The 24,342-nt window shown below is 60.0% G+C and carries 27 protein-coding genes; 11 read left to right on the top strand and 16 right to left on the bottom strand.

Annotated features, from left to right (window positions below; all coding sequences use genetic code 11):
- Window positions 1-11: 11 nt before the first annotated feature.
- From DM806_RS22170 to DM806_RS22140, 7 genes are read right to left on the bottom strand one after another with little or no spacing between them, the layout of a single operon-like run.
- Window positions 12-1,268 (bottom strand): cytochrome P450, encoded by a 1,257-nt coding sequence (locus DM806_RS22170; protein ID WP_179045332.1) that lies wholly within the window; start codon window positions 1,266-1,268, stop codon window positions 12-14.
- Between the two features lie 58 nt (window positions 1,269-1,326).
- A complete protein-coding gene (locus DM806_RS22165) occupies window positions 1,327-1,839 on the bottom strand; it encodes a nuclear transport factor 2 family protein (RefSeq protein ID WP_179045331.1) in 513 nt (170 codons plus the stop codon).
- Window positions 1,840-1,867: 28 nt separating this feature from the next.
- Window positions 1,868-2,953, bottom strand: a complete 1,086-nt coding sequence (locus tag DM806_RS22160) for a phosphotransferase (RefSeq protein ID WP_179045330.1) — start codon at window positions 2,951-2,953, stop codon at window positions 1,868-1,870.
- Between the two features lie 9 nt (window positions 2,954-2,962).
- Window positions 2,963-3,751, bottom strand: a complete 789-nt coding sequence (locus tag DM806_RS22155) for an SDR family oxidoreductase (RefSeq protein ID WP_256869433.1) — start codon at window positions 3,749-3,751, stop codon at window positions 2,963-2,965.
- Window positions 3,752-3,797: 46 nt separating this feature from the next.
- Window positions 3,798-4,307, bottom strand: a complete 510-nt coding sequence (locus tag DM806_RS22150; RefSeq protein ID WP_372859705.1) for a VOC family protein — start codon at window positions 4,305-4,307, stop codon at window positions 3,798-3,800.
- A 14-nt stretch (window positions 4,308-4,321) separates the two neighbouring features.
- Entirely contained in the window at window positions 4,322-5,077 is a 756-nt protein-coding gene (locus DM806_RS22145; protein WP_179045327.1) for an SDR family NAD(P)-dependent oxidoreductase, read from the bottom strand.
- A 31-nt stretch (window positions 5,078-5,108) separates the two neighbouring features.
- Complete coding sequence (locus tag DM806_RS22140; RefSeq protein ID WP_179045326.1) at window positions 5,109-5,468, bottom strand: nuclear transport factor 2 family protein; 360 nt, start codon at window positions 5,466-5,468, stop codon at window positions 5,109-5,111.
- Window positions 5,469-5,671: 203 nt separating this feature from the next.
- Between DM806_RS22140 and DM806_RS22135 the strand changes: the two genes are divergently transcribed.
- From DM806_RS22135 to DM806_RS22115, 5 genes are all read left to right on the top strand, one after another.
- The gene (locus DM806_RS22135) at window positions 5,672-6,526 is read left to right on the top strand and encodes a sugar phosphate isomerase/epimerase family protein (RefSeq protein WP_179045325.1); all 855 of its coding nucleotides are present in this window, start codon (window positions 5,672-5,674) and stop codon (window positions 6,524-6,526) included.
- Between the two features lie 128 nt (window positions 6,527-6,654).
- Entirely contained in the window at window positions 6,655-7,605 is a 951-nt protein-coding gene (locus DM806_RS22130; protein WP_179045324.1) for an SDR family NAD(P)-dependent oxidoreductase, read from the top strand.
- A 43-nt stretch (window positions 7,606-7,648) separates the two neighbouring features.
- Complete coding sequence (locus DM806_RS22125; RefSeq protein ID WP_179045323.1) at window positions 7,649-8,443, top strand: hypothetical protein; 795 nt, start codon at window positions 7,649-7,651, stop codon at window positions 8,441-8,443.
- 122 nt (window positions 8,444-8,565) lie between these two features.
- Window positions 8,566-9,183 (top strand): MarR family winged helix-turn-helix transcriptional regulator, encoded by a 618-nt coding sequence (locus DM806_RS22120; RefSeq protein ID WP_179045322.1) that lies wholly within the window; start codon window positions 8,566-8,568, stop codon window positions 9,181-9,183.
- Window positions 9,184-9,223: 40 nt separating this feature from the next.
- Window positions 9,224-9,526, top strand: a complete 303-nt coding sequence (locus DM806_RS22115) for a YciI family protein (RefSeq protein WP_179045321.1) — start codon at window positions 9,224-9,226, stop codon at window positions 9,524-9,526.
- Window positions 9,527-9,596: 70 nt separating this feature from the next.
- Here the strand turns inward: DM806_RS22115 and DM806_RS22110 are convergent, their stop codons facing one another.
- Window positions 9,597-10,625, bottom strand: a complete 1,029-nt coding sequence (locus tag DM806_RS22110; protein WP_179045320.1) for an NADP-dependent oxidoreductase — start codon at window positions 10,623-10,625, stop codon at window positions 9,597-9,599.
- A gap of 162 nt (window positions 10,626-10,787) precedes the next feature.
- Entirely contained in the window at window positions 10,788-12,194 is a 1,407-nt protein-coding gene (locus DM806_RS22105) for an aromatic ring-hydroxylating oxygenase subunit alpha (RefSeq protein ID WP_179045319.1), read from the bottom strand.
- Between the two features lie 248 nt (window positions 12,195-12,442).
- Between DM806_RS22105 and DM806_RS22100 the strand changes: the two genes are divergently transcribed.
- The 3 genes from DM806_RS22100 to DM806_RS22090 are packed head-to-tail and all read left to right on the top strand — an operon-like array spanning window position 12,443 to window position 14,765.
- Window positions 12,443-13,273, top strand: coding sequence for a MaoC/PaaZ C-terminal domain-containing protein (locus tag DM806_RS22100; protein ID WP_218647611.1), 831 nt, complete (start codon window positions 12,443-12,445; stop codon window positions 13,271-13,273).
- Window positions 13,274-13,302: 29 nt separating this feature from the next.
- Complete coding sequence (locus tag DM806_RS22095; RefSeq protein ID WP_179045317.1) at window positions 13,303-13,938, top strand: flavodoxin family protein; 636 nt, start codon at window positions 13,303-13,305, stop codon at window positions 13,936-13,938.
- Between the two features lie 44 nt (window positions 13,939-13,982).
- Window positions 13,983-14,765, top strand: coding sequence for a tyrosine-protein phosphatase (locus DM806_RS22090; protein WP_179045316.1), 783 nt, complete (start codon window positions 13,983-13,985; stop codon window positions 14,763-14,765).
- An 89-nt stretch (window positions 14,766-14,854) separates the two neighbouring features.
- Here the strand turns inward: DM806_RS22090 and DM806_RS22085 are convergent, their stop codons facing one another.
- From DM806_RS22085 to DM806_RS22065, 5 genes are all read right to left on the bottom strand, one after another.
- Window positions 14,855-15,640: a glucose 1-dehydrogenase gene (locus DM806_RS22085; protein WP_179045315.1), complete on the bottom strand. Its 786-nt coding sequence runs from the start codon at window positions 15,638-15,640 to the stop codon at window positions 14,855-14,857.
- Between the two features lie 19 nt (window positions 15,641-15,659).
- Window positions 15,660-15,971 carry an NIPSNAP family protein gene (locus DM806_RS22080; protein WP_179045314.1) on the bottom strand — a complete coding sequence of 104 codons (312 nt, stop codon included), beginning with the start codon at window positions 15,969-15,971 and terminating at the stop codon, window positions 15,660-15,662.
- A 22-nt stretch (window positions 15,972-15,993) separates the two neighbouring features.
- Window positions 15,994-17,607 (bottom strand): class I adenylate-forming enzyme family protein, encoded by a 1,614-nt coding sequence (locus DM806_RS22075; protein ID WP_179045313.1) that lies wholly within the window; start codon window positions 17,605-17,607, stop codon window positions 15,994-15,996.
- Window positions 17,594-18,526, bottom strand: a complete 933-nt coding sequence (locus DM806_RS22070) for a 3-keto-5-aminohexanoate cleavage protein (RefSeq protein WP_179045312.1) — start codon at window positions 18,524-18,526, stop codon at window positions 17,594-17,596. Before DM806_RS22070 ends, DM806_RS22075 begins: the two co-directional genes overlap by 14 nt.
- A 68-nt stretch (window positions 18,527-18,594) precedes the next feature.
- A complete protein-coding gene (locus tag DM806_RS22065; protein WP_179045311.1) occupies window positions 18,595-18,825 on the bottom strand; it encodes a biotin/lipoyl-containing protein in 231 nt (76 codons plus the stop codon).
- Window positions 18,826-19,074: 249 nt separating this feature from the next.
- Here DM806_RS22065 and DM806_RS22060 point away from each other — a divergent pair, with 249 nt between their 5' ends.
- Both DM806_RS22060 and DM806_RS22055 read left to right on the top strand, forming a co-directional pair.
- Window positions 19,075-19,761, top strand: a complete 687-nt coding sequence (locus DM806_RS22060) for a TetR/AcrR family transcriptional regulator (protein WP_179045310.1) — start codon at window positions 19,075-19,077, stop codon at window positions 19,759-19,761.
- Between the two features lie 15 nt (window positions 19,762-19,776).
- Entirely contained in the window at window positions 19,777-21,018 is a 1,242-nt protein-coding gene (locus tag DM806_RS22055; protein ID WP_179045309.1) for a cytochrome P450, read from the top strand.
- Window positions 21,019-21,080: 62 nt separating this feature from the next.
- Here the strand turns inward: DM806_RS22055 and DM806_RS22050 are convergent, their stop codons facing one another.
- On the bottom strand, window positions 21,081-22,235 hold the full coding sequence (locus tag DM806_RS22050) for an aminoglycoside phosphotransferase family protein (protein ID WP_179045308.1): 1,155 nt from the start codon (window positions 22,233-22,235) through the stop codon (window positions 21,081-21,083).
- A gap of 175 nt (window positions 22,236-22,410) precedes the next feature.
- Here DM806_RS22050 and DM806_RS22045 point away from each other — a divergent pair, with 175 nt between their 5' ends.
- Window positions 22,411-23,178, top strand: coding sequence for an SDR family NAD(P)-dependent oxidoreductase (locus tag DM806_RS22045; RefSeq protein ID WP_179045307.1), 768 nt, complete (start codon window positions 22,411-22,413; stop codon window positions 23,176-23,178).
- A 61-nt stretch (window positions 23,179-23,239) separates the two neighbouring features.
- On the opposite strand, the gene DM806_RS22040 is transcribed toward DM806_RS22045, so the two are convergent.
- Window positions 23,240-24,340: an acyl-CoA dehydrogenase family protein gene (locus DM806_RS22040; RefSeq protein ID WP_179045306.1), complete on the bottom strand. Its 1,101-nt coding sequence runs from the start codon at window positions 24,338-24,340 to the stop codon at window positions 23,240-23,242.
- Window positions 24,341-24,342: the final 2 nt, after the last annotated feature.

Raw genomic sequence — 24,342 nt, 5'->3', positions numbered from 1 at the left:
TGCCGAAAGGATCAGGCGGGCACGAGTGTCAGCGGCAGTTCCGCCAGCATATGTCCGTCAAAGGAAGGGATCACGGCGATCGAGGCCTGATCCTTGGCAAAACGGATATCGGAAAAGCGCCGCAACAGGCTTTCCAGGGTCAGGGTCATTTCCCGCCGGGCCAACTGATTGCCGATGCAGAAATGCTTGCCCAGGCCGAAGGTCGAATGCTGCCGGATGTTCGGACGGTCAAGGTCCAGCGTCTCCGGCTCCGGGAATTTCCGCTCATCCAGATTGACCGAATCCCAGCGCACGATGACCCAGCTTCCCTTCTTCAACTCAACGTCGCGAATGCGGGTGTCGCGCGTCACGGTGCGATAGGTGGTGGGGACGGGGCCATGCAGCCGCAACGCCTCCTCGACAAAGGCGGGAATCAGGGACGGGTCAGCGCGCAGCCGCGCCTGAATATCGGGCTGCTCCGCCAGCAGATAGACGCTCCAGCCGATCATGGCCGCGCTGGTGTGACCGCCCGCCGCCAGCAGCAGGGTGCTGAGCCAGAGCAGTTCATCCCGCGACAGGGCCGGGGCGTCCTCGATCCGGGCGGTGACGAGATCGCGCAGCAGGCAATTCTCGGGAAGCGCATCGATATTGTCGAGCCGGTGCCGCAGCATGTCATGCAGGCGCACGACCACATCGGCGGCGGCTTCGACGACTTCGGGCGGACTGGCCAGATCCATCGCCGCTGAAATGGCGTTGGTGATGTCCTGCACCAACGGGACGTCAGCCGGTTGCAGTCCAAGCTCCCGGGTGATCACGCGGGAGGGGAGGAGGAAGGCGTAGCGCTCGACGAAATCCAGCGTCCCGCCAGACTGGAAATCGTTGATAAGCTCATCGACAAATTCCTGGATATAGGGCGACTTGGCATTGACGCGCGGGACGGAAAAGGCGGTGTGCACCAGACGCCGTACCCGCTGATGATCAACGCCGTCGCTCCAGACCAGAACAGGTTTCAGGTTTGTCTGATGCCCGGCATAGACGCACGCTGTCTTGGGCGTGAAGTCACTGTCGAACCGGCGCGATTGCGCATGGTCGGTGCTGGAAAAGGTTTCCGGGTCGTTGATGATGGCCAGAATGTCGGCCGGATCGGTGAACAGGACGAGATTCTTGTTCGGATCGGCCGAGGTCAGTCGCAGCAGAGGGGCCTCATCCCGCAGACGGCGCAGGGTGGAAAAGGGACAGCCCGTCGTCAGTTCATCATAGTCGCGGGCGGGGAGATCCGTCACATTCATACAAGCCTCCGGGGCACAGGAAAGCCAGGTGGGCGTCATGCTCGCCCGGCCTTGCAAGTCAGACAGTCTGTTCAAACAGGGGATACATGGGATCGACGCCGCGAGGACCGATCGCCGGGAAAGCCTGCGCGCCATCCCAGGATTGTCCGGGCAGATTTTCACGCGACCAGTCGATCGTGCAGATGCGCTGGGCGATCTTCCATTGGCGGTTGCGTTTTTCAAACCGGTCGAGATAGCGGCCGCCCGTGTTCAGCAGCTTACTCGTTCCCGCTTCCTCATCGTTCAACTGATGATAGGCGATATAATAGGTTTCGACATTGGCGCTATCGCCATGCAGTTCGATGTAGATGTTCGTGATGTGATGCTGGCTAACACCGCCGGTCTTGCGGCAGAAATCGGTGATGAACTCGGCGAACTCCCAGCCGGGGCCGTTGAACATCGTGTGATTGTCCATGGATTCTGCATGATAGGCCTGTTTCAGCAGATCTACGTCCCAGCGGTCGACGCCGCGTGAATAGGTTGCCAGCGCCTGCCTTATTTCCAGATGGGCGGAAATTTCTTCCAGGGTCATCATTCTGCATCCTCTCTGTCGGTCATTTTCAGAGGCCAAGCAGGCCATAAGCATCATGATCGAGCGCCGCGACCGCGGCACGCACGGTGTTTGCTGTATTGACCGCCTCCGGTTGCCAGACCGCGCTGTTGTTCATCCACGTCACCACGGGATAGAAGGTGGTGCAGCGATACAGGAACCAGGCATCCTCGACGTTGGGGACATGGGTCGCGCCATGGAATGCGAGCCGGCTGACATAGTGGGAAATCAGCGCACGGTCCCATTGCCGCCGATCGGCAATGTCGAGCGCGCAGACCATGAAATAGGCGATGCCGATCGGCCAATGTTCCGGCCGCGCCACCCAGTCGATAACGCCGGGCGTGCCATCGGCGGCGACGAAGAGATTGCCCAGATGCTCATCGCCATGGATGACGGTCATGTCGGCCTGTCGCAGCAGGCTCCACAGCGCGTCCCATGCCGTCTGAACCCGATCCAGTTTCTGGAACATGCGCGGGATTGCACGGCCTCTGGGCATTTCGACGAACTGTCGCCAACTCTCCTCCTCCAGAAGGCTGGGCAGATAGACTTCATTCACCAGCTGCCGGTTCTCTCCGGCGAAGGTGCCCGGCCCCATCGCGCCGCCCGGCTTGAACATGTCACTGTTCCATGCGCTGGCGTGCATGCGGGCGAAGGCGTCCATGAACGCCATGGCCTGACCCAGCGTCAGCGTATGGAAGGCGTCGAAGAATATGGCGCCCTTGGGGCTCATATCCTCCATGACGATGGCGGACGCCTGCTCGCTGATGTCGATATGATAGCATTCGGGCGCGAACGGAGCAGCTACCAGCGGCGCGACGTCTCGTATCGAGCGGAGCTCGCTGGCCATGGACCAGGCCGTGCCGGTCGATGGATCATCCTGACCAGGGAAATTGCCTTTGACGATGAAGTTCCGGGTCGGACCGTCGCCATCGGCATAGTCCACCTGGACACGGAACTTGTTCTGCTTGTATCCGAAGATCGGACCCCGTTTGAGGTCTTTCACGATAACGTCCGGCCATTTTCCGCGTAGGGCGCCGGTCATCCATTCCGGCGTCACCGCATCATAGCGCAGGGGTATGTTGAGAACTGTCGACATCGTCTTACCTCAGCCCGCCGCCGCCGTTGTCACTTCGATCATCTCCTGCTGGCGCGGGTTGCGGCGCAAGGAGATGCCGCCGTTCACCTGGAAGGTTTCGCCGGTCATGAAGCAAAGATCGGATGCGACGAACAGGCAGGCTGCCGCGATATCCTCGGGTTTGCCGGTACGCCCCATCGGGCTTTCGCGGTTGAAAAGGTCGATGATCGCCGGGACCGCATAGGCCGCCGCCGCCATCGGCGAGTCGGTCAGGCCCGGCGCAACCGAGTTGGCGCGAATGCCCTTGCACCCGAATTCATTGGCGATCGACCGTATCACCTCGTCCGCGCCCGCCTTGGTCCCGCGATAGGGTGAATGATCGTCAAGCATGATCTTGGCTGTCGCCGAGGTGATCTGGATGATCGACCCGCCATTGGTCATGCCCCGGATCAGCGCCTGATAAAATTGGAAGGGACCGATGAACTGCACATCGCACATCATCTTCAATTCTTCGGTCGTCGTTTCTATGAAGGGCTTCATCAGGCCGTTGCCGGTGCTGTTGATGCCGACGTCCAGCCGCCCGAACTTTTCGAGCGTGGCGTCAACCAGCTCCTCCACATCCGCCTTTGACGTGATGTCGCACAGATGCCATGCACCGCCAATCTCCTCGGACAGCTGCTGTAGCGGTTCCTGTTTCCGCCCCGCCACCATCACCCTGGCGCCTTCCTGCGCGAAGGCGCGCGCTATGCATTGCGCCATATTGTTGGGCGTCGCCGCACCGAGCACGATGATCGCCTTATCCTTGAGCCCCAGGTCCATGTTTCTCTCCATTACCCTGCCCGGCGTTGCGGGCTTGATCGGTTTTTCAATTGGCTTCCCTGATCGGGTCGATCCCGTCCCAATCGATCGCCGACCGCGCTATCAGGTCGAAAAAGCCGCGCATGGTGGCGCTGTCCTCGATAATCTCCGTCATGCAGCCGAGCGTGGCGCGCGTGTCGAGAAAGGCAAAGCGCATGTCGCCCGACCGGCCTGTCACAGCCGCGATGCCGCCGCGCGCGGCATGGTCCGCAAGGTCGGCGTCGAAATCTGCCGTATAGCGGCAGACATGGTGGAAGCCCTCTTCACCCGGCGCATAGACATCGCGATAGTGGGAAGGGTGGTCGTCATGCTGCTGGATGAGTTCGATCTGCATCGGCCCGGATTGGGCGATGGCGACCGAAAAATCGACTTGCGCAGGCTCTCCACGATAGCGCAGATCCTGCACCTGCGCCCGTCGGACGACATGGAACGGCCCCACGCCCGCGCTGACCCAATTATGCATGGCGCGGTCGATATCCTCGACCACCCATGCGGACTGGAAAAAGCCGCTGGGCACGGGCTTTCCTGTCATCAGAATTGGACGCGCTTGGTGAAGCCGCCATCCACGACCAGGTTGGTGCCGGTAGTGAAGGATGAAACCGGGCTTGCGAGGAAGGCGACGGCGCTCGCCACCTCTTCCGGCCTGCCGAGACGGCCCAGCACGATCTGCTTTTCCGTGCCCTCATACATGTCGGGATAGGCTTCCTTCACCTTGGTCCAGTTGCCGGTTGGGAAGACGACCGGGCCGGGCGTCACGACGTTGACGCGGATGCCCTTGGCCCCCCAGGCCTGCGACAGTTGCTTGCCATAGGTCAGTAGCGCCCCCTTCATGGCGTTGAAGGCATTGGGCGCGATAAAGGTTTCGACCGCGGCGGTAGAGGAGATCAGCACGACAGCGGCGCTGTCCGACTTTTCGAGATAGGGCTCCAATATGTTGCAGCCCGCCACGCCGGCCATCACGTCCAGCTTGAACGCCAGATCCCAGTTGGCACCATCGCTACCCGACGAACTGACATTATGGACGAAAATGTCGACGCCACCGAGCTTTTCGGCTGCATTGGCCAGCCAGGCACCATAGGCTTCGAGATCGTTGATGTCATGGACTTCGCCGAACACTTTGGCGCCCTTGGCGGTCAGTGTCGCGCTGGCTTCGGCGACCTGTTCGGCATTGCGGGAGAAAAAGGCGAGATCGGCGCCTTCTTCTGCGAATTGCTCCAATATGGCTCGGCCGATGCCGCGACTGCCGCCGGTGACGATGACCTTTTTGCCCTTGAGTTTAAGATCCATCTGCTTCTCCTTTTTTACTTCAGCCTGCCATTCATTCGTTCGGTGTCGCTGACATTCCCGCAAATTGTGCGACGATCTTGCCGTCGCTGATAGTAAAGGCATCGAACGCGCCAATGGTGCGGAAGGTGGTTGTCGCCGCTTTCCAATGGACTAGGGCATGGTTGCCGGAGACCAGTTCTGCCGTCACTTCAAGGCGGGTATCCTCCGGCCGGAATATCTCCGCGAAAACATGATCGAATAGCGCCCTGATCTGGGGCTTGCCCGTCACGACGCCTGTGTCGCGCGTCATCATGACGGCGTCCTCGGCATAGTCGGCGAGCAGCGCATCGACGTCTCCCTTCTGCCATGCATCCAGATGCCGGCGCACAATGGCTGTCGTCTGCTCGCTCATTTCGCTCTCCTGCCGGGCTTCTCGTTTGGCCCGACTGCTGATCAATCCGCAGATGGTATGCAAGACTATCGTTGACGAAGCCCGAGTCAACCCATATCGTATACGACATAGCGGGGTTAGGAAAAAGACGCGAAATGGTTTGGGGCGTTCCCCATGCCAACCAGCGCGCGCGTGCCTCCCCTCTCGCACGAAGGAGAGAACACATGAATTCTGCGGCAAGAGAGCTGTCCTTCCACCATCTGTCTGCGCAGGAAACGGATCCAGTGGGCTTGATCGAGGCTGCCGCCCATGCCGGATTCGAGAATATCTGCACCTTCTTTCAGGATACGACCGACGAATCGGTCAGCTTTCCACTGGTGTCGCGTCAGAATGCGGCGGCAGTCAAAGCGGCGTTGCGGTCGACCGGCGTCAAGATCTACAATGCCGAAATTTTCTTCCTGACCCCCGATACACCGGTGGAGAGCTTCATTCCGGCGCTGGAGTTGGCTGCTGAACTCGGGGCGCGGCGCGCAACAGCGCTGATCGCGGATGAGGATTTCGGGCGGAGCACCGAAAATTTTCATCGGTTCTGCGAGATCACGGCGAGATTGAATATCTCGGCAGGCTTGGAGTTCATGACCTTTACTTCCATCAAGACATTGTCTCAGGCGATGCAGATCATCGACGCTGCGGCTCATGCCAATGGATCGCTGGCGCTGGATATGCTGCACATGATCCGCAACGGATCGGGAGCGGTGGACCTGGCGCGACTACCCGCGGGAGCGATCGGCTATGTGCAACTGTGCGACGGCCCGCTTTCGATGGATCCCGATCGCGCCTTTGAGGAAGCGGTGTTCAACCGGACGGCACCAGGGCAGGGCGAATTTCCGCTGCTCGATGCGCTCGATCATATTCCGATCGATCGCTGCCTTTCGCTGGAGGTGCCAATGGATCGCCTGCGCGGTCAGGGGATGAATATACGCGCGCGTGCGCGATTGCTGTATGACAGCGCGCGGTCGGTGCTTCGCCAGCATGACGAACGCCGCCAGAGCAGCTTGCGCGAAACGGCCACCCAATGATGCGGCGGCGGGTGGGCTGCGTGGCCTGCTCGCCCAGACTAAATGACCGACATCGACCGCAGCAAATATGAGACCGAGCTTGGTAAAGTTCGCGCGGCAATCAATTCAAACAATAAAGGAAAGTGATAATGGAGAAAAGCAGGCGCCTGGAGGGCAAGGTTGCGATCGTCACCGGTGGCGGACGTGGCTTGGGACGGGCAGAAGCATTGGCACTGGCGGAAGCCGGCGCGTGCCTGATCGTGAACGATCTGGGCGCCAGCCCGACCGGCGAGGGCGACCATGAGAATGTCGCGCAATCCGTGGTTGAGGAGATTAAGGCCATGGGCGGGGAGGCGATCGCCAACGGCGATGATATCTCCAGCATGGCTGGCGGGCGCAATCTGGTGGAGGCAGCGATGGATGGTTTCGGCCGCGTCGACATTCTCGTCAACAATGCCGGAATAGCGCGTCCCTCCCCGATTTATGAAATGTCCGAAGCGGACTGGGACGCTGTCATCGCGGTGCATCTGAAAGGGCATTTCACCACCATTCGTCATGCCGCGCCACTGATGATCAAACAGGGCGGCGGCGTGATCATCAACACGGCATCGCAGTCGGGTCTGGGTCATTGGGGCATGTCAAACTATTCGGCAGCAAAGGAAGGCGTGGTCGGCTTCACGCGATCGGTGGCGCGGGATGTGGGGCAATTCGGCTTGCGCTGTAATGCCGTGCGCCCGCTGGGCACGACTCGTCTGGGCACGCCCGCGGTTATGGAAACGGTCCGCTATTCCCAGGAGGAACTGGGCATACCCGCCAATGGCAATGTCTGGGTCGGGACGACGACCAACATCCCGCTGCCCGAACAGGTGGGCGTCTGCGTCGCCTGGCTGTGCACTGATGCCGCCGCCAATGTAAATGGGCGAACCTTTTTCGCGGGGGGCGGATCGATCGGCCTGTATCCTGAACCGGATCTGGAGCGGTCCTGCCATCAGCCCGGCGGCTGGACGCTGGATATGTTGGATGAAGGGGCGCGGGCGTATCTCGTAGGCGATCTCACCAACATGTTCCAGGGGCGGAAGGTTTCGCGATTAAAACCATAGGCCCGGTTGGAAGGGACAGTTTTCGAGGCGGAGGTATGATGCGATGAGTGGCGGAACATTCGAAAGCATTTTGATCGTCTATCAGAATGCGGTGGAAGGACGTCAGGACAGCTATGACGACTGGTACACCAATATTCATATCCGTGACGCGATGCGTCTTGATGGGGCGATAGCAACACAGCGCTTCATCATCACTCCGCAACAACCGATCGTGGATGGCCGGACCGTCGACCCCGGTTACTTCGCGCATACCATATATGAGTGGGAAAGCGCGGCCAAGTCAGTTCTTGGACACAAGGAACGCGTGGGGACGGCTTCCATGGAGGTAATCCGCGACGCGTCTTTCGACGGGTTGCGCGATTATTTCTATCGCCCGGTTTTCCTTTCGCATGGATGGACCCGGGAAAAGGGATTCCGGCGAGGCGAAGATGTGATCACCGCGCTCATCCGCCCCAAAAAAGGGGATGAGGTCGGTTTCAGTCAGTGGTTCGAGCACCATCATGCGCCGGACGCCTTGAAACTGCCCGGCGTTGGCAGCGTTGGTCTGTTCAGCTATCATGAGGAACAGTCACTGCCGACGCCGTTTTCTTTCCCCCTGGTTGCAATTTACGGTATACCTGATCGTTCCGTAGCCGTGCAGGCTTGGACGGGCGCGGCTCTGGATCTGATCAGTCGCGCGGAGGAGGTAGAAGCAGGGTGCTGGCAGGCCCGGATTCCCAGATTGCGGTCGGAAGACGTGATCGACCCGACTGCCGAAGCGGCGGCAGAGGAAAGACGTGCCCGTCAGGTTTATGCCGGTCAATTCCTGTCGGCCGAAGAGATTGCGGGGATGCTATAGGCCGTTGCAGCCGCAGTGCTAGCCGGAACGGGAGGTTGGATGCGAAACCTTATTATCCGGTATCTGATAATATATTAATATACAGTACGCATTAGCATTTTATACGTGCATCTTATCGAGTGATGAGTCATAAAAATGGTGCGGCATATCTTGTCGCTTATCTAGAAGAAGATCCGATGAAAAACAGGGAAGAAGCCACCGGCAAGGTGGAAGATTTAGGAGAGGAGCCTGTGGCGCAACAGTTCGCCTTTGGCTATCTGGTACATGATGTATCTCGTATCCGCCGGACCGTCATGGATCTCATCATGCGGCCTTATGGCATTACCCGATCGCAATGGTCGGTGCTCAGCGCCTTGTCGCGCGGGGGCAATAACGGAATGATGCAGGTCGACCTTGCCCGATTGATGGAGGTCGGCAAGGTTACGGTCGGCGGTCTTGTGGATCGACTGGAAGCGTCCGGTCATGTCGAGCGCAGAGCCGATGCATCGGATCGTCGGGCCAAGCGGGTCTTCATCACGGAACGAGGGTTCGAGGTCATCCAACTGATGGTGAAGGTGTCTTCCGACGTCAATCAACGGATACTATCGGGACTGACCGATCAGGAGGTTGAAAGCGCTGAAAAAGTGCTTTCTGTAGTGAAAAAGAACCTGAAAGAAGTTCTTGCGGAAAATATTGGCGTGAATGGGGCAAAGGTATCTAGTCTTTCAGGCATAAGCGCCGTAATGAACAATAATATCTGAAGGGATTTGGGAAAGAAGCTGCTATGAGATGGAGCCCTAAATGTATTTCATAATATTTGCTGTCGATCGACCTGATATGTTGGAGAAGCGGTTGGAGCATCGGCAGCGCCATTTGGATTATTGGCTCGCCCAAGGCGACATATTGAAGGTTGCTGGTGCCATGCTCAGTGACGACGGCTCCGATGCGTCACCCGTCGGCAGTTCTTTTCTGCTAGAAGCAAGGGATGAAGAGGCGGTTCGCGCGTTGCTTGCGGCCGATCCGTTCATGACGGAGGGCATCTTCGCGGAAAGACCGATCATTCAGCCGGTCCGCCCTGCCTTGGGCAGCTGGCGGCAGGATTGACCTTGATTGGAGGGAGCGACGACAGGGCGTCGCTCCCATTTAGCCAGGCCTGTGGTCCCCGCGCTCCCCATCAGTCTTCGCCGATGTAGATTAATTTCTTGCTGCTATTGGAACCCGCGAACAATTCTTCAAGAACGTTCGTGATCTTGTCGATCCCGTTTTCTACATCTTCATCATGGACGAGTTTGCCGGCCAGCAGCAGATCGGTCATTCGGTCAATGGCATCGCCAAAGCGGGCGACATGATCGAAGATCACAAATCCCGTCCAGCTAAGCGTGCGCATCAAGATTTCGCGCTCATTTCGCAGCCCTGTCGGCGGCGGGTTCCAGCTGGACGTCGCGGCTGTACCGCATTGAATGATACGTCCGTTTTTCGCCATGGCGCGGATGGCGGTGTCCAGAATCCAGCCCCCAGTATTGTCGAAATAAATGTCGAACCCCTCGGGTCGCGCCGCCGCCAATGTCGCCGCCAGATCACCGGTCTTGTAGTTGAAGGCAGCGTCATAGCCATAGCGGCTGACGCAGCGTGTGATCTTGTCGTCGCTTCCGGTCAGCCCGACGACATGAGCGCCTGCCTGTCGGGCAATCTGCCCGACGACGCTGCCGACGGTTCCGGCCGCGGTCGATACCAATATGGCTTTGCCCTCCGATGGTGGCGCAATGTCATGCAGCGCCAGCCAGGCTGTGACGCCGGGCATGCCCAGAACGCCTGCATAGGCCGGCAGTGGCGCACGGGGCGTGGGGATATGGGAAAGTAAGTCAACGCGTGTCACGATGGCATAATCCTGCCAGCCTAGGAAACCGTAGACGATATCGCCCTGAGCGATGGTCGACTCGTGGCTTTCGATTACAATGCCGATCGCCAGGGCGCGCATCGGTGCGCCGATCGGGGTCAATGCGGGGTTGCTGGCCCATCCGCGCTGGACCGGGTCCGCGGATAGATAGAGAGTGCGCACCAGCAATTGACCCGGGCCGGGCGCTTCGCGCGCAACCTCCTTGCGCTCAAAATCACTCGTTCGCGGTGTGCCTTCAGGACGTTTGGCCAGCACGATCTGGCGGTTCTTTTCGGGTGTCGAAAAGGGCGGAATGTGGGTGGTCATGAAATGCCCCGGCAATATGTCAGAGGGTTGAGAATCGCTAGTGCGGCCTTTGCCCGGCGTCAACCGCCGGAGGTAAATGGGGAGCGTTGCTTGGCCGCGACCTGCATTTGCGAACTGCCTGAGAAGGCAAGAACCCTCTGTGTCTGTCTTGTTCGATGGCGATCACCGTCGTCCTGGCGCGTCCTTGGGGTCGTCGCTCACATATCGGCTCAACGTCTGCTGCATGTGTCGGATGCGGACTTCTTGATAGGCCGAATAGATGATGTCGGCGTCGCCGCCGTTGCGGATGCCGTCCTGACACATACGAAGGCCGGTCACGTCCTGGTCGTAGATTTCCCCATGCCAGGGCGGGAGAACGCCGGCCGCCGCGAAAGAACCGTCATTTCCTAGATCGACAACCTCCACTTCCGGAAGGAAGTCAACATTGTCCGGTTTGGGCTTGAAGATCATGAATTCAAAGGTGGACCGGTTGGGATTGCCGCGTTCGGGCAAGAAGCGATAAGCATAGGGATAGCCAAGCGACCGGAACAGAATGATGTTCGGGAACAGTGAATATTGAACGGCGTCCGCCGCTTCGGAATCGGAGACGTGCGAATAGTCACGCCCATGCGCTTCGCTCATCGCCGCGCGCATGCCTGCCGCCATGAAGTGCCGGGCCTTCACGCCTTCGTCCAGACGGGGTGCTTCGCCCCCGCCGAACACCAGAGCCAGGGCAGAATCCAGAATTTCCTGCTCCGAAAGCGCCTTGGGGAGTTGATCGCTCATGACGCCGGTGGGTTCCAGGAACCGGCTGACATGCGGGTCGTCGGCCCAGACATCATATTGGGTGCTGGCATCGCCGCCAAAGGGCAGTGCCTGAGCGTGGATGCCGGCCAGGTGGAAGGACTCGACGAAGCCCTCGATGCAGGTCTTCCAGTTGGCATCCATATTTTTGCGGATGACCGTCGCCAGATACATGTCCGAAAAGGGCCAGTCGGCAAAATGCGCCGGCAGGTGGCCCAGATAGTCCATCAACGACGGCGCATCCGGGTCACGGTTGATGAAGACGAAGCCGTCCCAGCACTCCACCCGTGCCTCGGGCAAGTTCATCTTCTCTTCCTGCAACTCGGGGAAATCCCAGCGGGAAGGAACATGGGCCAGCGTGCCATCAAGATTCCAGGTGAAGCCGTGGAAGGGGCAGGCCAGCTTGCGGACGCTGGTATTCTCCGAACACAGCTTCATGCCCCGGTGCAGGCAGCTGTTAAAATATGCGCGAATCTGATCCGGTTCGGACCGCACGATGACGAAGGAGGCGCCGGGGCTGTCGTACACGAGGCAATCGCCAACTTCGGGGATCTGCTCTTCGCGGCAGGCCATCTGCCAGACGCGCGGCCACATCCGCTCACCCTCCAGCGCGGCGAAAGCGGGGCTGCGATAACGGTCGCGGGGTACGTGCGCTACCGGGACGTCCAGCTCGGAATATTCGCGCAGCACGGCGGGCGCAGGCACGGGATCATCGGCGATGACCTGCTGGAAGAGGGGGGCGGCACTCTGGCGATAATCGGGCGCAACCTTTGTTTGGTTCCCCATGCTTCCTTCTCCACAACATTATGATCGGTCCATCGGCGCCATGGCGTCCGAATTTCTATAGCAAGGATCATAGCGTTCCGGGCTCCAGTGTCAATATCGTATGCTAGCATAGTATTATAACGCTGGTGCCCGCTCATTATGATTGCTAGCATATGATGCGATTACGAACTAAATGGCGTTTCGGATGGCTTTGAAGGGCGCGCGGCGCTGAGGGGTTGAAAACTATGGATATCGAAAAGATCAGGAATATGGCGATTGAGCCGATCGTGCAGCCATATGACAAGCGCGACACAATTCTGTTCGCGCTGGGTCTGGGCTATGGCTCGGACCCGCTAAACGAAGGGGAACTGCCGTTCGTTTACGAAAAGCATCTGCGGTGCGTTCCGGCCTATGCCAATGTGCTGTGCCATCCTGGTTTCTGGGCGCAAAGGCCCGAATTCGGTATCGACTGGGTCAAGATTCTACACGCGGAACAGAATCTGGTCGTGCACAAGCCGTTGCCTGCCACGGGCGCCATTCGCGGCCAATATCGAGTCGCGGGCATTGAGGACAAGGGCGAGGGGCGCGGTGCACTGCTGCATCAGGAAAAAGACCTTTATAACGACGCCAATGGTGATCATCTGGCGACGGTGCGCTCCACTTTGTTCCTGCGTGGCAATGGCGGCGAGGGCGGTTTCGGCGATACCATGCCGCCGGCCGAGCCTGTTCCCGATCGCGCGCCCGACCGGGTTGTGGAGATCCCGACCCTGCCTCGCCAGGCGTTGATCTACCGCCTGAGCGGCGACTGGAATCCGCTGCATGCCGACCCCGCGATCGCACGCAAGGCCGGCTTTGAAATGCCGATCCTGCATGGCCTGTGCAGCAAAGGCCTGGCCAATCGCGCCATCCTGTCGGCCTATTGCGACAATGAGGTGGCGCGCTTCAAGTCGATGTTCGTGCGGTTCAGCAAGCCGGTGATGCCGGGCGAAACGATCCGCGTCGAGTTCTTCGAAGAAGGCAATGGCAATTTGCGCTTCCGTGCCGTTGCTGTTGAGCGTGATGTGGTGGTGCTCGATCGCTGTTCGGCGACGGTGGCCTGACACCCTCTATCCAGGAAAGAAGCGTGTAGATGCATTGCCTCATCCTCTATTATTCAATGACCGGTCAGGCCCGGAAGGGCGCCGAACTGGCCGAGGTTGCGGCGCGCGCCGCAGGGTGGGACGTAACGTCGTGCCGGATCAGCATGAGTGATCCGGCTGATGCCCTCGCCCGTCCTATGAATGTCGCCGCGTCGAAGAAATGGACGCAGGGCGCTCAAAAAGGGATGGTCGTCCCCGTCGCCTATGAACCGGCCGCCGCCGTCGCGCAGAAATATGACGCCGTGTTGCTGTTCACGAACACGTGGGGTGATAACCCTTCAGTCCCCGTGCGCTCCTTTCTGGAAAGCGCCGAGGCGCAGGCATTGCTGGCTGGCACGCCCTTTGCCGTTTATGTGGTTTGCCGCCGGTTGTGGGAGAAGAATTTGTCGATCGTCCGCGCATTGGCGGAAGCTGCCGGCGGACATTTTCTGGGGGGTGAGCCCTTCATGCATCCCGGCGGGCAGATCGGGAGCCTGATCCAGACAGTGACCTATCTGTATCGCGATGATGGCGGGCGGAAGCGGTTCCTGGGCTTTCCCTTGCCGCGTTATGGCCTGTCGGACGAAGCCGTGGCGCGCCTTCCCGCCTTCACCAATGAAATGCTGGCGAAGGTCGACCGTCATTGAGTTGACATCGGCGCCCCTATGAAAAGATTGACGGACGAGAGCAAATGACCAGTGCAGCGCATGAATATAATCGCGTCGTCCCCCTTGAGGGTGGGCATAATTTCCGTGACATAGGCGGGTATCGGGCGCGTGACGGCAGAACGGTCGCCACCGGCCTTGTCTATCGGTCAGGCACGATGTCCGAACTGTCGGATCGCGACCATGCCGTGCTGGACACGCTGGGTCTGCAAGTGATCTGCGATTTTCGTTCGTCCAGGGAACGGTCGCGCCGGCCGTCGCGATTGCCCGAGGCGGCGACCTATGAAATCTGGTCGCGCGACCATCAGATGAGCGCGGGCGACCTGACGGAGGCCATGCGGCATCCGGGCGCTACGCCTGAAAAGTCGCGGCAGTTGATGATAGAAGCCTATCATGATCTCGCCTATGAACAGGCGCCTTCCTATCGAGAACTGTTCCAGCGGATTGCCTATGGCTCGCTTCCGCTGGTCTTCCATTGTGCGGCTGGCAAGGATCGCACAGGCGTTGCGGCTGCCCTGCTGCTGGATCTGTTGGGCGTGTCGCGCGATCAGGTGCTGGCGGACTACACACAGACCGACCAGTTTTTCTCGCGTGGCTGCGAATTGGTGACGAAGGATCCGATCGCTAGCAACCTGTCGGGTGTCGCGCGCGAAATCTGGGAGCCGATGATGCGCGCCGATCCGGCCTATCTGGGCGCCATGTTCGATACGATCGAAGCCCGGCACGGATCAGCCGAAGGCTTCATTCGGGAAGAGCTAGCCCTTGATGATGATGGGGTGGCGGCGATCCGGACACGTCTGCTCATCTGAACAACCGCTGAGGTCGCCTGGTTGAGGCGGCGTCGGCGATTACGATCCAGGCCGGGATCGAATGCTGTCGGTGGCGGGCGGGTTCTCTCTCAGCCCCGCGAAGGGTCTGCGAAGGACACGACGGTCAATCCCCCGTCGGTGAAAAGTTCTGCCGCCGTCATGTAGCTGGAATCCTCGGACGCGAGAAACGTAACGACCTTGCCAAATTCGGCGGGCAGCCCCATCCGGCCCATGGGAATGGCGCTTTTGAGCGCCCGGACCTGCGGCAACGCCTGCACTTCCGGATTATCGATCATTTCAGTCAGATGCATGCCCGGATGGATCGAATTGCACCGGATATGGTCCCCGCGCAGTCCGCAATGAACCGCGGTGGTCTTGGTCAGATTGGCCAGCGCCGCCTTGCTTGCGCCATAGAGCGAGGTGGTGGGCAGGACCATAGCGGTCGAATTTGACGAGACGTTGATGATGGAGCCGCCATCATTTTTCCGCATGGCGGGTAGCACGACCTTGATCCCCAGGAACGCGCCCAGCAGATTGACGTCGAGGATCGACTGGAACTGTTCGAGCGTCGCTTCCTCGATATCGATCGGGATATTGATGCCGGCATTGTTGACGAGGCAGTCCAATCGACCCCAGCGCGCCAACGTATCTTCCACAATGGCCGCCCATTGTGCGCTGTCGCGGACGTCCAGATGGACATAATGTGCCTTGTGACCTTCGGCTGTCAGCCGGGCGGCTCGTTCCTGGCCCGCCGCGTCGATCACATCTGCAATAACAACCGAAGCTCCTTCGGCGCACAACGCATCCACAGCGGCGCCGCCCAGACCGCGTGCGCCGCCAGTGACGATGGCAACCTTATCGTTCAATCTACCCATGGATTCTTCCTTCCGGCGATCAGGAGCGCACGGGCGCGTAGGGCGCATCCGTGGCGAGCGTCAGGGTCTCATTGACCACGGATCGCGCGAGAAGGGCGAGGATTTCCGGGAAGTCCGGGTCCGCCTTCAGCGCTTCTACAGCCGTGAAATAGCTATTGGCGTCAGGCACCTCCCAGATGTGGATGACGGTGTTCAGCCGCTCGACCTGCTGGATCATCGCATGCAGCATCTTGCAACCGTGCGCCTCCATCTTCTCCCTGACCTTGGGAGCGACGGACATGAAGTCGATCACCCCAGAATAGGATAATTCCAGCCGTGCCACCAGATACATGGCATCCCTCCTGACGTGGCGCTTATTCCGCCTGCTCCAGAAAATATTTGCGAATGGCGGCGCGTTGCACCTTGCCCGATGCGGTGCGGGGCAGCGTGATCCCCACTTCGATGCGTCGAGGAATCTTGTACGCCGCCAATGACTTGCGGGCGAAAGCGATGACTTCTTCCAGGTTGACTTCATGGCCTGACCGTAATTCGAGCGCGGCTGTCACGCCCTCGCCCCATTTGGGATGGGGCAGGCCGAACACGGCGCAGTCCAGGATCGCCGGATGGTCGCGCAGGACCGCCTCGACCTCCGCAGGATAGACGTTTTCCCCTCCAGACACGATCATGTCCTTGATACGATCTGTCAGGAACAGATAGCCGTCCTTGTCGAGCCGGCCGCCATCTCCGGAACGATACCAGCCGTCGATCAGCGCTTCCGCCGTGGCTTCGGGCTTGTTCCAATATTCGATCAGGATGCCGGGACCCTTGACCCAGATCTCTCCGGGCGCGTCGATCGGCAAAAGTTCAGCATTGGGACCGCGGATCGCGATGCTGAACCCAGGCAACGGCCGGCCGACAGAGCGCAGCAGATGGGGATTGCTGGCGTCATGTTGGTCAGGACCCAGGATCGACATGGTGCCGGTGACTTCGGTCATGCCATAATATTGCAGGAAACGGCATCCAAGCCGGTCCACCGACCTTTCAAGCAGCGCCGGGTCCATTGAAGCGGCGCCATAATGAATCCCTCGCAGCGAGGGCGCGCGGACGCCGCGTGCATCCATCTCACCGATCAGTGCCCGAACCAGCGTTGGTACGATGAACGTCCGGGTGATGCGATGTTCAAGGCAGTTGTCGAGAATGACCGCAGGATTGGTGTCGGCGATGACATGCGCTGTCCCGCCCCGAACCAGCGCAGTGCAGACCCATGACATGCCGCCAATATGGAAGGAGGGGAGCGGGGACAGGAGCGCTTCATCATCGCCCCAGTCCGCGAAGAAACCCGACACATTTTCAATATAGCGGGCGATGCCCAGCGCATATTGCGACGTGACCACGCCCTTTGGGCGGCCTGTGGTTCCGCTGGTGTAGAGCTGAAGGCAAGGCGCGCATGGATCAAGTGGAATGCGGGGGGCAGGTGCGGCGGCGGCGATTCGCGACCGCAGACCTTGCGGCCCGTCTGCATCGGCCAGCAGCAGGGGCAACCCACGGCTATCGGCTTCCTTGATGATGCCGGAAAACTCGCTGTCCGCGACGATCAGGCTGACCGCGCTATCTTCCAGGACATAGCGCGTTTCAGGTGCGGTGTTGCGCCAGTTGACCGGGACCATCACCGCGCCAGCGCGAATCGCACCGATCAGCAGGACGAAGAACAGATCGTTATTCTTGCCCATATAGGCAACGCGCCCGCCGGCGCTGACGCCATGTTCGGCAAGCAGGGAGACGGCCGCGTCGCATGCGCGATCCAGTTGGGCATAGGTCCAGCTGTACGAGCCGAAGACCAGCGCCTGCTTGTCGGGAGTGATGGCAGCGAAATGATTGGGATAGTCGGAAGGCAGGATCAGCCCGCTCTCATCGAGAGCGGGCCCTTCTGCAAACGCCATGCCGTCGGCGATGCCGCCGACCGGCAGGGCGATGTCAGAAAGCGACATTGTCGCCCCCCTTGGTCTGCATCATTTCACGCGCTTCGGTCGGAGTGGCAACCGTCAGGCTGAGCTCTTCGAGCACGCGCCGGATCTTTGCCACCTGCACGGCGTTCGACGTGGCCATCTCACCCTTGCCTGCATAGAGGCTGTCTTCCAGGCCGACGCGCACGGAACCGCCCAGCAGCGCCGACAGCGTCACCAGCCGCATCTGATGTTTGCCGGCAGCGAGCGCGGAGAAAATATAGTCCTCGCCAAACAGCCGGTCCGCCGTAGTCTTCATGTGCATGACATTTTCGGGGTCGGGACCGATGCCGCCCAGAATGCCGAAGACGCCCTGGATGAAGAAGGGGCCCTTGACCATCTTGCGATCGACGAAATGTGCCAGATTATAGAGATGGCCGACATCGTAGCATTCAAATTCGTAGCGCGTGCCCTGTTCGGACAGCTCCGTCATGGCCCGTTCAATCTGCGCGAAAGTGTTCGACAGGATGAAGTCCTTGGTCATTTCGAGATAGGGCTTTTCCCATTCAAATTTCCACTCGCTCGTCTTCGCGCCCGCGCCGGAGATGTTAAAGTTCACCGAGCCCATGTTCATCGAACAGACTTCCGGCTTGAATTTCTTCGTCGGCGCCAGGCGATCGTCCAGGCTCATGCCCAGCCCGCCGCCGGTGGTGATGTTCAGGATCGCGTCGGTTGACTGCTTGATGCGGGGTAGGAACTGGGCAAACAGCGCCGGGTCCTGCGAGGGCTGGCCCGTTTCTGGATTGCGCGCATGCAGGTGCAGCATCGCCGCGCCTGCTTCCGCGGCCGCGATGGCCTCCGCCGCGATCTGGTCCGGCGTGATAGGCAGATAAGGCGACATGGTGGGCGTGTGGATCGAGCCGGTGACGGCGCAGGTGATGATGACCTTGTCTGTACGCTTCATTTCGTTCCGGCGCCTTGCACGCCCCTCCATGTTCGATTTTCAAATATTGTCGGGCTCGACCAATCAGATCAGGAGATTTCGCCCAATATGGTGCCGACCTCATATACTTCGCCCGGCTGCTTCAAGATCTTCAGCATGCCCGACACGGGCGCTTCGACTTCCTGAGTCGACTTGTCGCTCTCCAGCGCGAACAGGGGTTCACCTGCCTTGACTTCGCCACCATCGGCGACCAGCCATTCGGCCAGCGTGCCTTCGTTCATCGAAAAACCAAGTTTGGGCAGGATGATTTCCGTTGCCATATTCAATCCTTCCTTTGAGATCGGCGAACGTCCGCCAATCGTAAACATGCGGGCTATGAAGTAATCTAGCGTACCGGTTTCGTCCAGCAAATTGCGCAGATTTTCTTTATCTGAGGAGAAGGGTGCTTGTCGCGCTGTTCTATTTCCTGCCGATCCCGTGCGATCCTCAAAATGGAGCGCATAGCCAAAACCGGTTTGACATTATTCAACGCATGATGAATATAAAAATTGATCAAGATGAGTCGTGCCATGTCGATTTCGAGCGTCAATACTGCACCCACCCGCCGGGGGCGTGGTCGGCCCAAGGCAGGGGCAGATGGAGCGCGCGTTCCGGTGCCCGAACTGCTGCTGTCCGCCGCCATCGAGCAGTTTGCCACGCATGGCTATGATGCTGTGGGAGTAAGGCAGATCGCGTCCCATGTGGGCGTTGACGCAGCCATGATCGTTCATCATTTCGGTTCGAAGCTGCTGTTGTGGCAGGCGGCGATCGATCATTTATCGCTTCAGATGCTCGCTGCCCTGGAAAGCCAGCCGGTGGATGCGACGATTGGCTCGAACGTCGGTGAGCGTCTGGATCAGGCGGTGGGCCAGATCGTCGATATGCTTTGTGACACGCCGGCTTTGTCGGCTTTCATCCTGCGCGAAGTCGTCCTGGAAAATGACCGGTCGGACTATAGCTACGAACGGCTGGTCAAGCCGATCCACGACAGGCTGCGGCCTTTGATTGTCGGATATGCCGGCCCACAGGGCGGTGTCGACGCCGACTATCTGTTTGTCGCCCTGACCGGTGCCGTCGTCAGCACGGTTGCGGCACGGCGATTGTTCGACCGGATGTCCGGCGAGCCGCAGGATGATCGTGAATTCCGCAATCTTCTGAAGAACACCGTTTCCGCTCAGCTGGCCGTTCGCGTCGGCCGTATTTCCGGGTTTGCCTGATCGAGGAGAGACATCATGTCCAAATCTTCCGTTACCGCTGATACACCGCTAAGCTTCGCCGATCCCGCCGTTCAGCGCTGTCCGTTCTCGAGCTATGATCGACTGCGTGACGACCGTCCGGTCTATCATGATCCGCTGACGGGCAATTATGTCCTGACCCGCTATGAAGATGTTCGCAAGGCGCTGCTCAACGTCAAGGCGCTGCGTAACCGGACCGGCCTCAATTCGACTCGTTCAGACCCGACGGCCAACCGTGTCTTCGAGGAAAAGGGCTGGTTGCCGATCGACACGCTGGTGTCCAACGATCCCCCGGATCATCGCGTCTATCGCACCTTGGTCGACAAGGTATTCACCCCGACGCGCGTCGGGGCCCTGGAACCCCGGATCGAGGAAATCATCAACGAACTGATCGATGCTTTCATCGACGCGCCAGAGATCGATTTTCTCCAGGCCTTCGCCGTGCGCCTGCCCATGTATGTGATCGCCGAGCAGCTTGGCGTGCCTCGCGAGCATATGGACCGCTTCAAATTATGGTCGGACGTTTCAGTGGAGTCGGTCAGCCCTGTCCTCACGAGCCAGCGAGAGGTCGAGATTGCGGAAATCCTGACGGAGATGCAACGCTATCTGGCGGCGGAAATCGAACATGTGCGCGAGACGCCCAACGATACGCTGATCAGCCATCTGGCGAATACCGAGACCGACGGTCGCCTGCTGGAGATGCGCGAACTGCTCAGCATCATCCACCAGTTGCTGGTGGCGGGGAATGAGACAACGACCACGACGCTCGCTTCGGGGATGAAGCTGTTTATCGAACAGCCCGAGCTGGCTGACGAAATCCGGCGAGATCCTACCCGCGCCAAGCCCTTTGTGGAAGAAACGCTGCGCACGCTTTCACCCATCCAGGCGCTGTTCCGGCGCGTGGCCGAGGATGTGGAAATAGCGGGCGTCACCATCCCGGCAGGATCGCTTGTCGAGGTGCGTTACGGCGCGGCGAACCGCGATCCGAAACAATATGCGGAACCGGCGAAGGTCGATCTGGACCGCTCCAATGCCGCTAGCCATCTTGCCTTTGGCGCGGGACCACATCTGTGCATCGGCAACCAGCTGGCGCGGGGCGAGCTGCGTCTTGCGTTCCAGATTTTGACGCGGCGGCTGACGAATTTCCGGGCGACGCGGGGTGACGACAGCTATAGCTGGATGACCAGCTATATCGCTCATGGTCCCGACCAGTTGTGGATGAGGTTCGACAGGCGTTGACCTTTCGCCCTGAGTCGGGAAGACGGAAGGCGTGGGCGGCATCGCCCGCGCCTTTTTAGCAATCAGGCCAAGCTGTCCAGAACGTCGAGATCGTCAATGGCGGTTGCGATCCGTCGGATGAACTCGACGGTGATGTCGCGCGGCTGCATGTCGGGCACGTCCTTTGACGGGGTCAGCGTCATCGTCCACCAGGCGAGCGTGGTCAGCATCTGCTGGCGGTAGTTGAACCATGCTTCCTCGAAGCGCACTGTTTCGCCGCCGGCCGCAGCGAAAGCGTCAAGATAGTGGCGCAGCAACTGCTCTTCCCAGTCACGGCGCTGCTCGACGGTTAGCGCAGTCGAGATGGTGTAGGCGACATCGCGCGACCAATGCCCCTTCGACGTGACCTGCCAGTCGGACAGGCCCATGCGCCCGTCGTTGGTGATGTACCAGTTCTTCAGATGCACGTCGCCGTGCGTGATGGTGAGCGGCAGTTCCCCATGGCGGGCCGAAGCCTTGATGGTCGCGGGCCACACCTCCGCCTCGCGGGCGAACAAACGGGGCGGTATCACGTCGGCGGCCTCGAGCAGTCCAGCTTCGCACATGCTCTTGAAGTCATGATCGCGATCGAGGGCTGCGAACCGGTTGTCGTAGCGGAACATATGGCCCAGTTCGCCCTCCAGTTGCGGCGACCGATAGAAACGCCCGTGCAGCTTGGCGAGCACCTCCATCTGGTCCTTCGCCCGCTCCAACGTCATCTGCGTATGGTGCGAACAGAAGCTGACCTTTCCGGCCAGATCTTTCAGCATCACGATCGATGCGTAGGATTCATTATCATAGACCGCCAGATAGGCTTCGGGCGCTTCAATATCGAGTTGCGGCCGGATCTGGTTGTAGAAGGTGGTTTCGCTGAGCAGCGCGGAGGTCGACAGGAGGATGCGATTGAGCAGGTCCACCGTCGCCTTGCAGAAAACCGACTTGGGCAGACCGATCTGTTCGCCCGCCTCATTATACGCCACGAAAATGCGACGCCGGTTCGATGTACCGGAATCGGGCTTGTCCAGCGAGACGGAGGCGACCTTTGCCTCCGGATGGTCCCTGCACAGGATATGGGTCATCCATTCCGGTGTGATCGCCTCATAGCGCCAGGGAATGTCACCCGGCTTGACTGCGGGGCGGTCTTCCCGCTGATCGCGTTCAAAGGCAGCCTTGATGCGGTCGATTTTGTCCGACGTCATATCGTATCTTTCTTGATGCCTTTGCGGGACCGGTCAAGTGCCATATTAATATTCTAGCGAACAATATCAATGCGAACTATAATGGGCTGTCGCAGAATTCGCAAACCGCCGATTTAATCCTGCCGGCTCGCGTCTCCACACCGGCGGGATATGCGGATCATCGAGAGGAGTGGCAATGGAAGATAAGCGTTTTCTGGGAAAAGTGGCCGTCATCACGGGTGGCACGCGCGGCATCGGCCTTGCCACCGTCGAATATCTGGCGCGGCGTGGAGCGCGGGTGGCGCTCTCATCCCGGAAGGCGGAGGCCTGCAAGGCGGTGCAGCAGCGGTTCGAAGCGGAAGGACTCGATTGTATCGCGGTGCCGGGGCATGCCGCGAACGATGCGGACGTTGCGCGTCTGGTTGATGAAGCGGTCAGTGCCTTTGGAGGCATCGACATGGCGATCGCGAATGCCGGGATCAATCCCGTCTTCGATCCCCTGACCGAGGTTGCCGAAGACAGTTGGACCACGGTCATGGATACCAATGTCGGAGGCCCTCGCCGTCTGGCCCGTCACGCGCTGCCGCACATTGCCGGGCGAGGTGGCGGCGCTATGGTGTGTGTGTCATCGGTCAATGCGCGCGTCGGCATGATCGGTAGCGGAGCCTATGGCGTGTCGAAAGCCGCACTCGAGCAGATGGTTCGGCAACTGGCGGTCGAGTGGGGAGAGCAGGGCGTTCGTGTCAACGGCGTTGCGCCCGGCACGACCGCAACCGATATGATCCGGGCCTTGCAGGGACGGCCCGGTTTCATGGACACAATCCTGGGCGGCACCCCCCTCCGTCGTATCGCCGATCCGGAAGATGTCGCCGCCGTTATCGCCTTCATGGCGTCCGATGGCGCCCGCCATGTGACCGGTCAGACGGTGGTGGTGGACGGCGGCCAGACGATCAGTCGCGGCTGAGGGACTGCAAGGTTCAGCATCGATGGCGGCGGGCGCACTTGTCACCCGCCGTCGTCGATGCTCAGACCAGGCGATCGACCGACTCTGCAAAGCGGGCCAGATGCAGTTCCACATCCCCGAATTGTCGTGCGATGACATAGAGCCGCCGATAATGGTGGCTGATGTTCAGCTCTTCGGTCACGCCGATGCCGCCATGCAGCTGGATCGCCTGGGAACCCACGAAAATGCCTCCGCTCGACGCCTGGGTCTTGGCCGCCGAAATGGCCGCGGCGCGCGCATCATCGTCACCGTCGGCCATCGCTCCTAGAAGGTGGAAGAGGATGGAGCGGGCCATTTCTGTCTCGATCAGCATATCGGCCATGCGATGCTGCAACGCCTGGAAATTCCCGATCGCGGTTCCGAACTGCTTGCGCACCTTCAGATAGTCGCGGGTCGTCCACAAGGCCGTATCCATCACGCCCAGGGCTTCTCCGCATAGCGCGACGATGCCATGCTCGACTGCGCGGTTGATGGCGGCGTCCGCTTCCGGTCCCGATGCGAGCAGCGTGCCGGACACATTGTCAAGACGGACGTCGGCGACCCGGCGATTGTCCAGCGTGCGGTAGATCGTCCGCGTCACCCCGGCGGTTTGCAGATCGACGAGGTAGAGACTGGTGGAGTCGCCATCCTGAGCCGAAACGATGAGCTGTTCCGCGGTCGCACCGCCTTCCACCAGCGATTTGACGCCGTTCAGGACATGCCCTTCGGCTTTTGTCTCGATCAGCCGCCAGTCACCCCTACCGACTGGCTCCTGCAAGGCAGGGACAATGCGTTTTTCGCCCATGACCAGCCCGGCTATCAGGTCCGCCACCACGTCACCGCCGATCGCGGCCAGCAATTGGGTGGCGACGACATGGGCGATGAACGGCTCGGTTACTAGGCCACGCCCCAATTCTTCAGCGATCAGCGCATTTTCAATGGCGCCGCCACCGAAGCCGCCAGCCGCCTCCGACAGACCTGCGCCCAGCCAGCCCAGTTCGGCGAAAATTGCCCAATGACCAGCCGCCACGCCTTCGGTGGAACGGATGATGCGAAACCGTTCTTCCCAATCAAATTCGCGTTCGACAAAGCGTTTGACACTGTCGCGCAGGGATTCCTGTTCGGATGTGTAGGCAAAGTCCACGA

The organism is Sphingobium lactosutens (assembly GCF_013393185.1).
GTDB lineage: Bacteria > Pseudomonadota > Alphaproteobacteria > Sphingomonadales > Sphingomonadaceae > Sphingobium > Sphingobium lactosutens_A.
This window is presented reverse-complemented; position numbering and strand designations above follow the sequence as displayed.

Coding starts and splice junctions, on each gene's coding strand:
- DM806_RS22170 (WP_179045332.1), bottom strand. CDS start 1,268: ATGAATGTGACGGATCTCCCCGCCCGCGACTATGATGAACTGACGACG.
- DM806_RS22165 (WP_179045331.1), bottom strand. CDS start 1,839: ATGACCCTGGAAGAAATTTCCGCCCATCTGGAAATAAGGCAGGCGCTG.
- DM806_RS22160 (WP_179045330.1), bottom strand. CDS start 2,953: ATGTCGACAGTTCTCAACATACCCCTGCGCTATGATGCGGTGACGCCG.
- DM806_RS22155 (WP_256869433.1), bottom strand. CDS start 3,751: ATGGACCTGGGGCTCAAGGATAAGGCGATCATCGTGCTCGGTGCGGCG.
- DM806_RS22145 (WP_179045327.1), bottom strand. CDS start 5,077: ATGGATCTTAAACTCAAGGGCAAAAAGGTCATCGTCACCGGCGGCAGT.
- DM806_RS22140 (WP_179045326.1), bottom strand. CDS start 5,468: ATGAGCGAGCAGACGACAGCCATTGTGCGCCGGCATCTGGATGCATGG.
- DM806_RS22135 (WP_179045325.1), top strand. CDS start 5,672: ATGAATTCTGCGGCAAGAGAGCTGTCCTTCCACCATCTGTCTGCGCAG.
- DM806_RS22130 (WP_179045324.1), top strand. CDS start 6,655: ATGGAGAAAAGCAGGCGCCTGGAGGGCAAGGTTGCGATCGTCACCGGT.
- DM806_RS22125 (WP_179045323.1), top strand. CDS start 7,649: ATGAGTGGCGGAACATTCGAAAGCATTTTGATCGTCTATCAGAATGCG.
- DM806_RS22120 (WP_179045322.1), top strand. CDS start 8,566: ATGAGTCATAAAAATGGTGCGGCATATCTTGTCGCTTATCTAGAAGAA.
- DM806_RS22115 (WP_179045321.1), top strand. CDS start 9,224: ATGTATTTCATAATATTTGCTGTCGATCGACCTGATATGTTGGAGAAG.
- DM806_RS22110 (WP_179045320.1), bottom strand. CDS start 10,625: ATGACCACCCACATTCCGCCCTTTTCGACACCCGAAAAGAACCGCCAG.
- DM806_RS22105 (WP_179045319.1), bottom strand. CDS start 12,194: ATGGGGAACCAAACAAAGGTTGCGCCCGATTATCGCCAGAGTGCCGCC.
- DM806_RS22100 (WP_218647611.1), top strand. CDS start 12,443: ATGGCGATTGAGCCGATCGTGCAGCCATATGACAAGCGCGACACAATT.
- DM806_RS22095 (WP_179045317.1), top strand. CDS start 13,303: ATGCATTGCCTCATCCTCTATTATTCAATGACCGGTCAGGCCCGGAAG.
- DM806_RS22090 (WP_179045316.1), top strand. CDS start 13,983: ATGACCAGTGCAGCGCATGAATATAATCGCGTCGTCCCCCTTGAGGGT.
- DM806_RS22085 (WP_179045315.1), bottom strand. CDS start 15,640: ATGGGTAGATTGAACGATAAGGTTGCCATCGTCACTGGCGGCGCACGC.
- DM806_RS22080 (WP_179045314.1), bottom strand. CDS start 15,971: ATGTATCTGGTGGCACGGCTGGAATTATCCTATTCTGGGGTGATCGAC.
- DM806_RS22075 (WP_179045313.1), bottom strand. CDS start 17,607: ATGTCGCTTTCTGACATCGCCCTGCCGGTCGGCGGCATCGCCGACGGC.
- DM806_RS22070 (WP_179045312.1), bottom strand. CDS start 18,526: ATGAAGCGTACAGACAAGGTCATCATCACCTGCGCCGTCACCGGCTCG.
- DM806_RS22065 (WP_179045311.1), bottom strand. CDS start 18,825: ATGGCAACGGAAATCATCCTGCCCAAACTTGGTTTTTCGATGAACGAA.
- DM806_RS22060 (WP_179045310.1), top strand. CDS start 19,075: ATGTCGATTTCGAGCGTCAATACTGCACCCACCCGCCGGGGGCGTGGT.
- DM806_RS22055 (WP_179045309.1), top strand. CDS start 19,777: ATGTCCAAATCTTCCGTTACCGCTGATACACCGCTAAGCTTCGCCGAT.
- DM806_RS22050 (WP_179045308.1), bottom strand. CDS start 22,235: ATGACGTCGGACAAAATCGACCGCATCAAGGCTGCCTTTGAACGCGAT.
- DM806_RS22045 (WP_179045307.1), top strand. CDS start 22,411: ATGGAAGATAAGCGTTTTCTGGGAAAAGTGGCCGTCATCACGGGTGGC.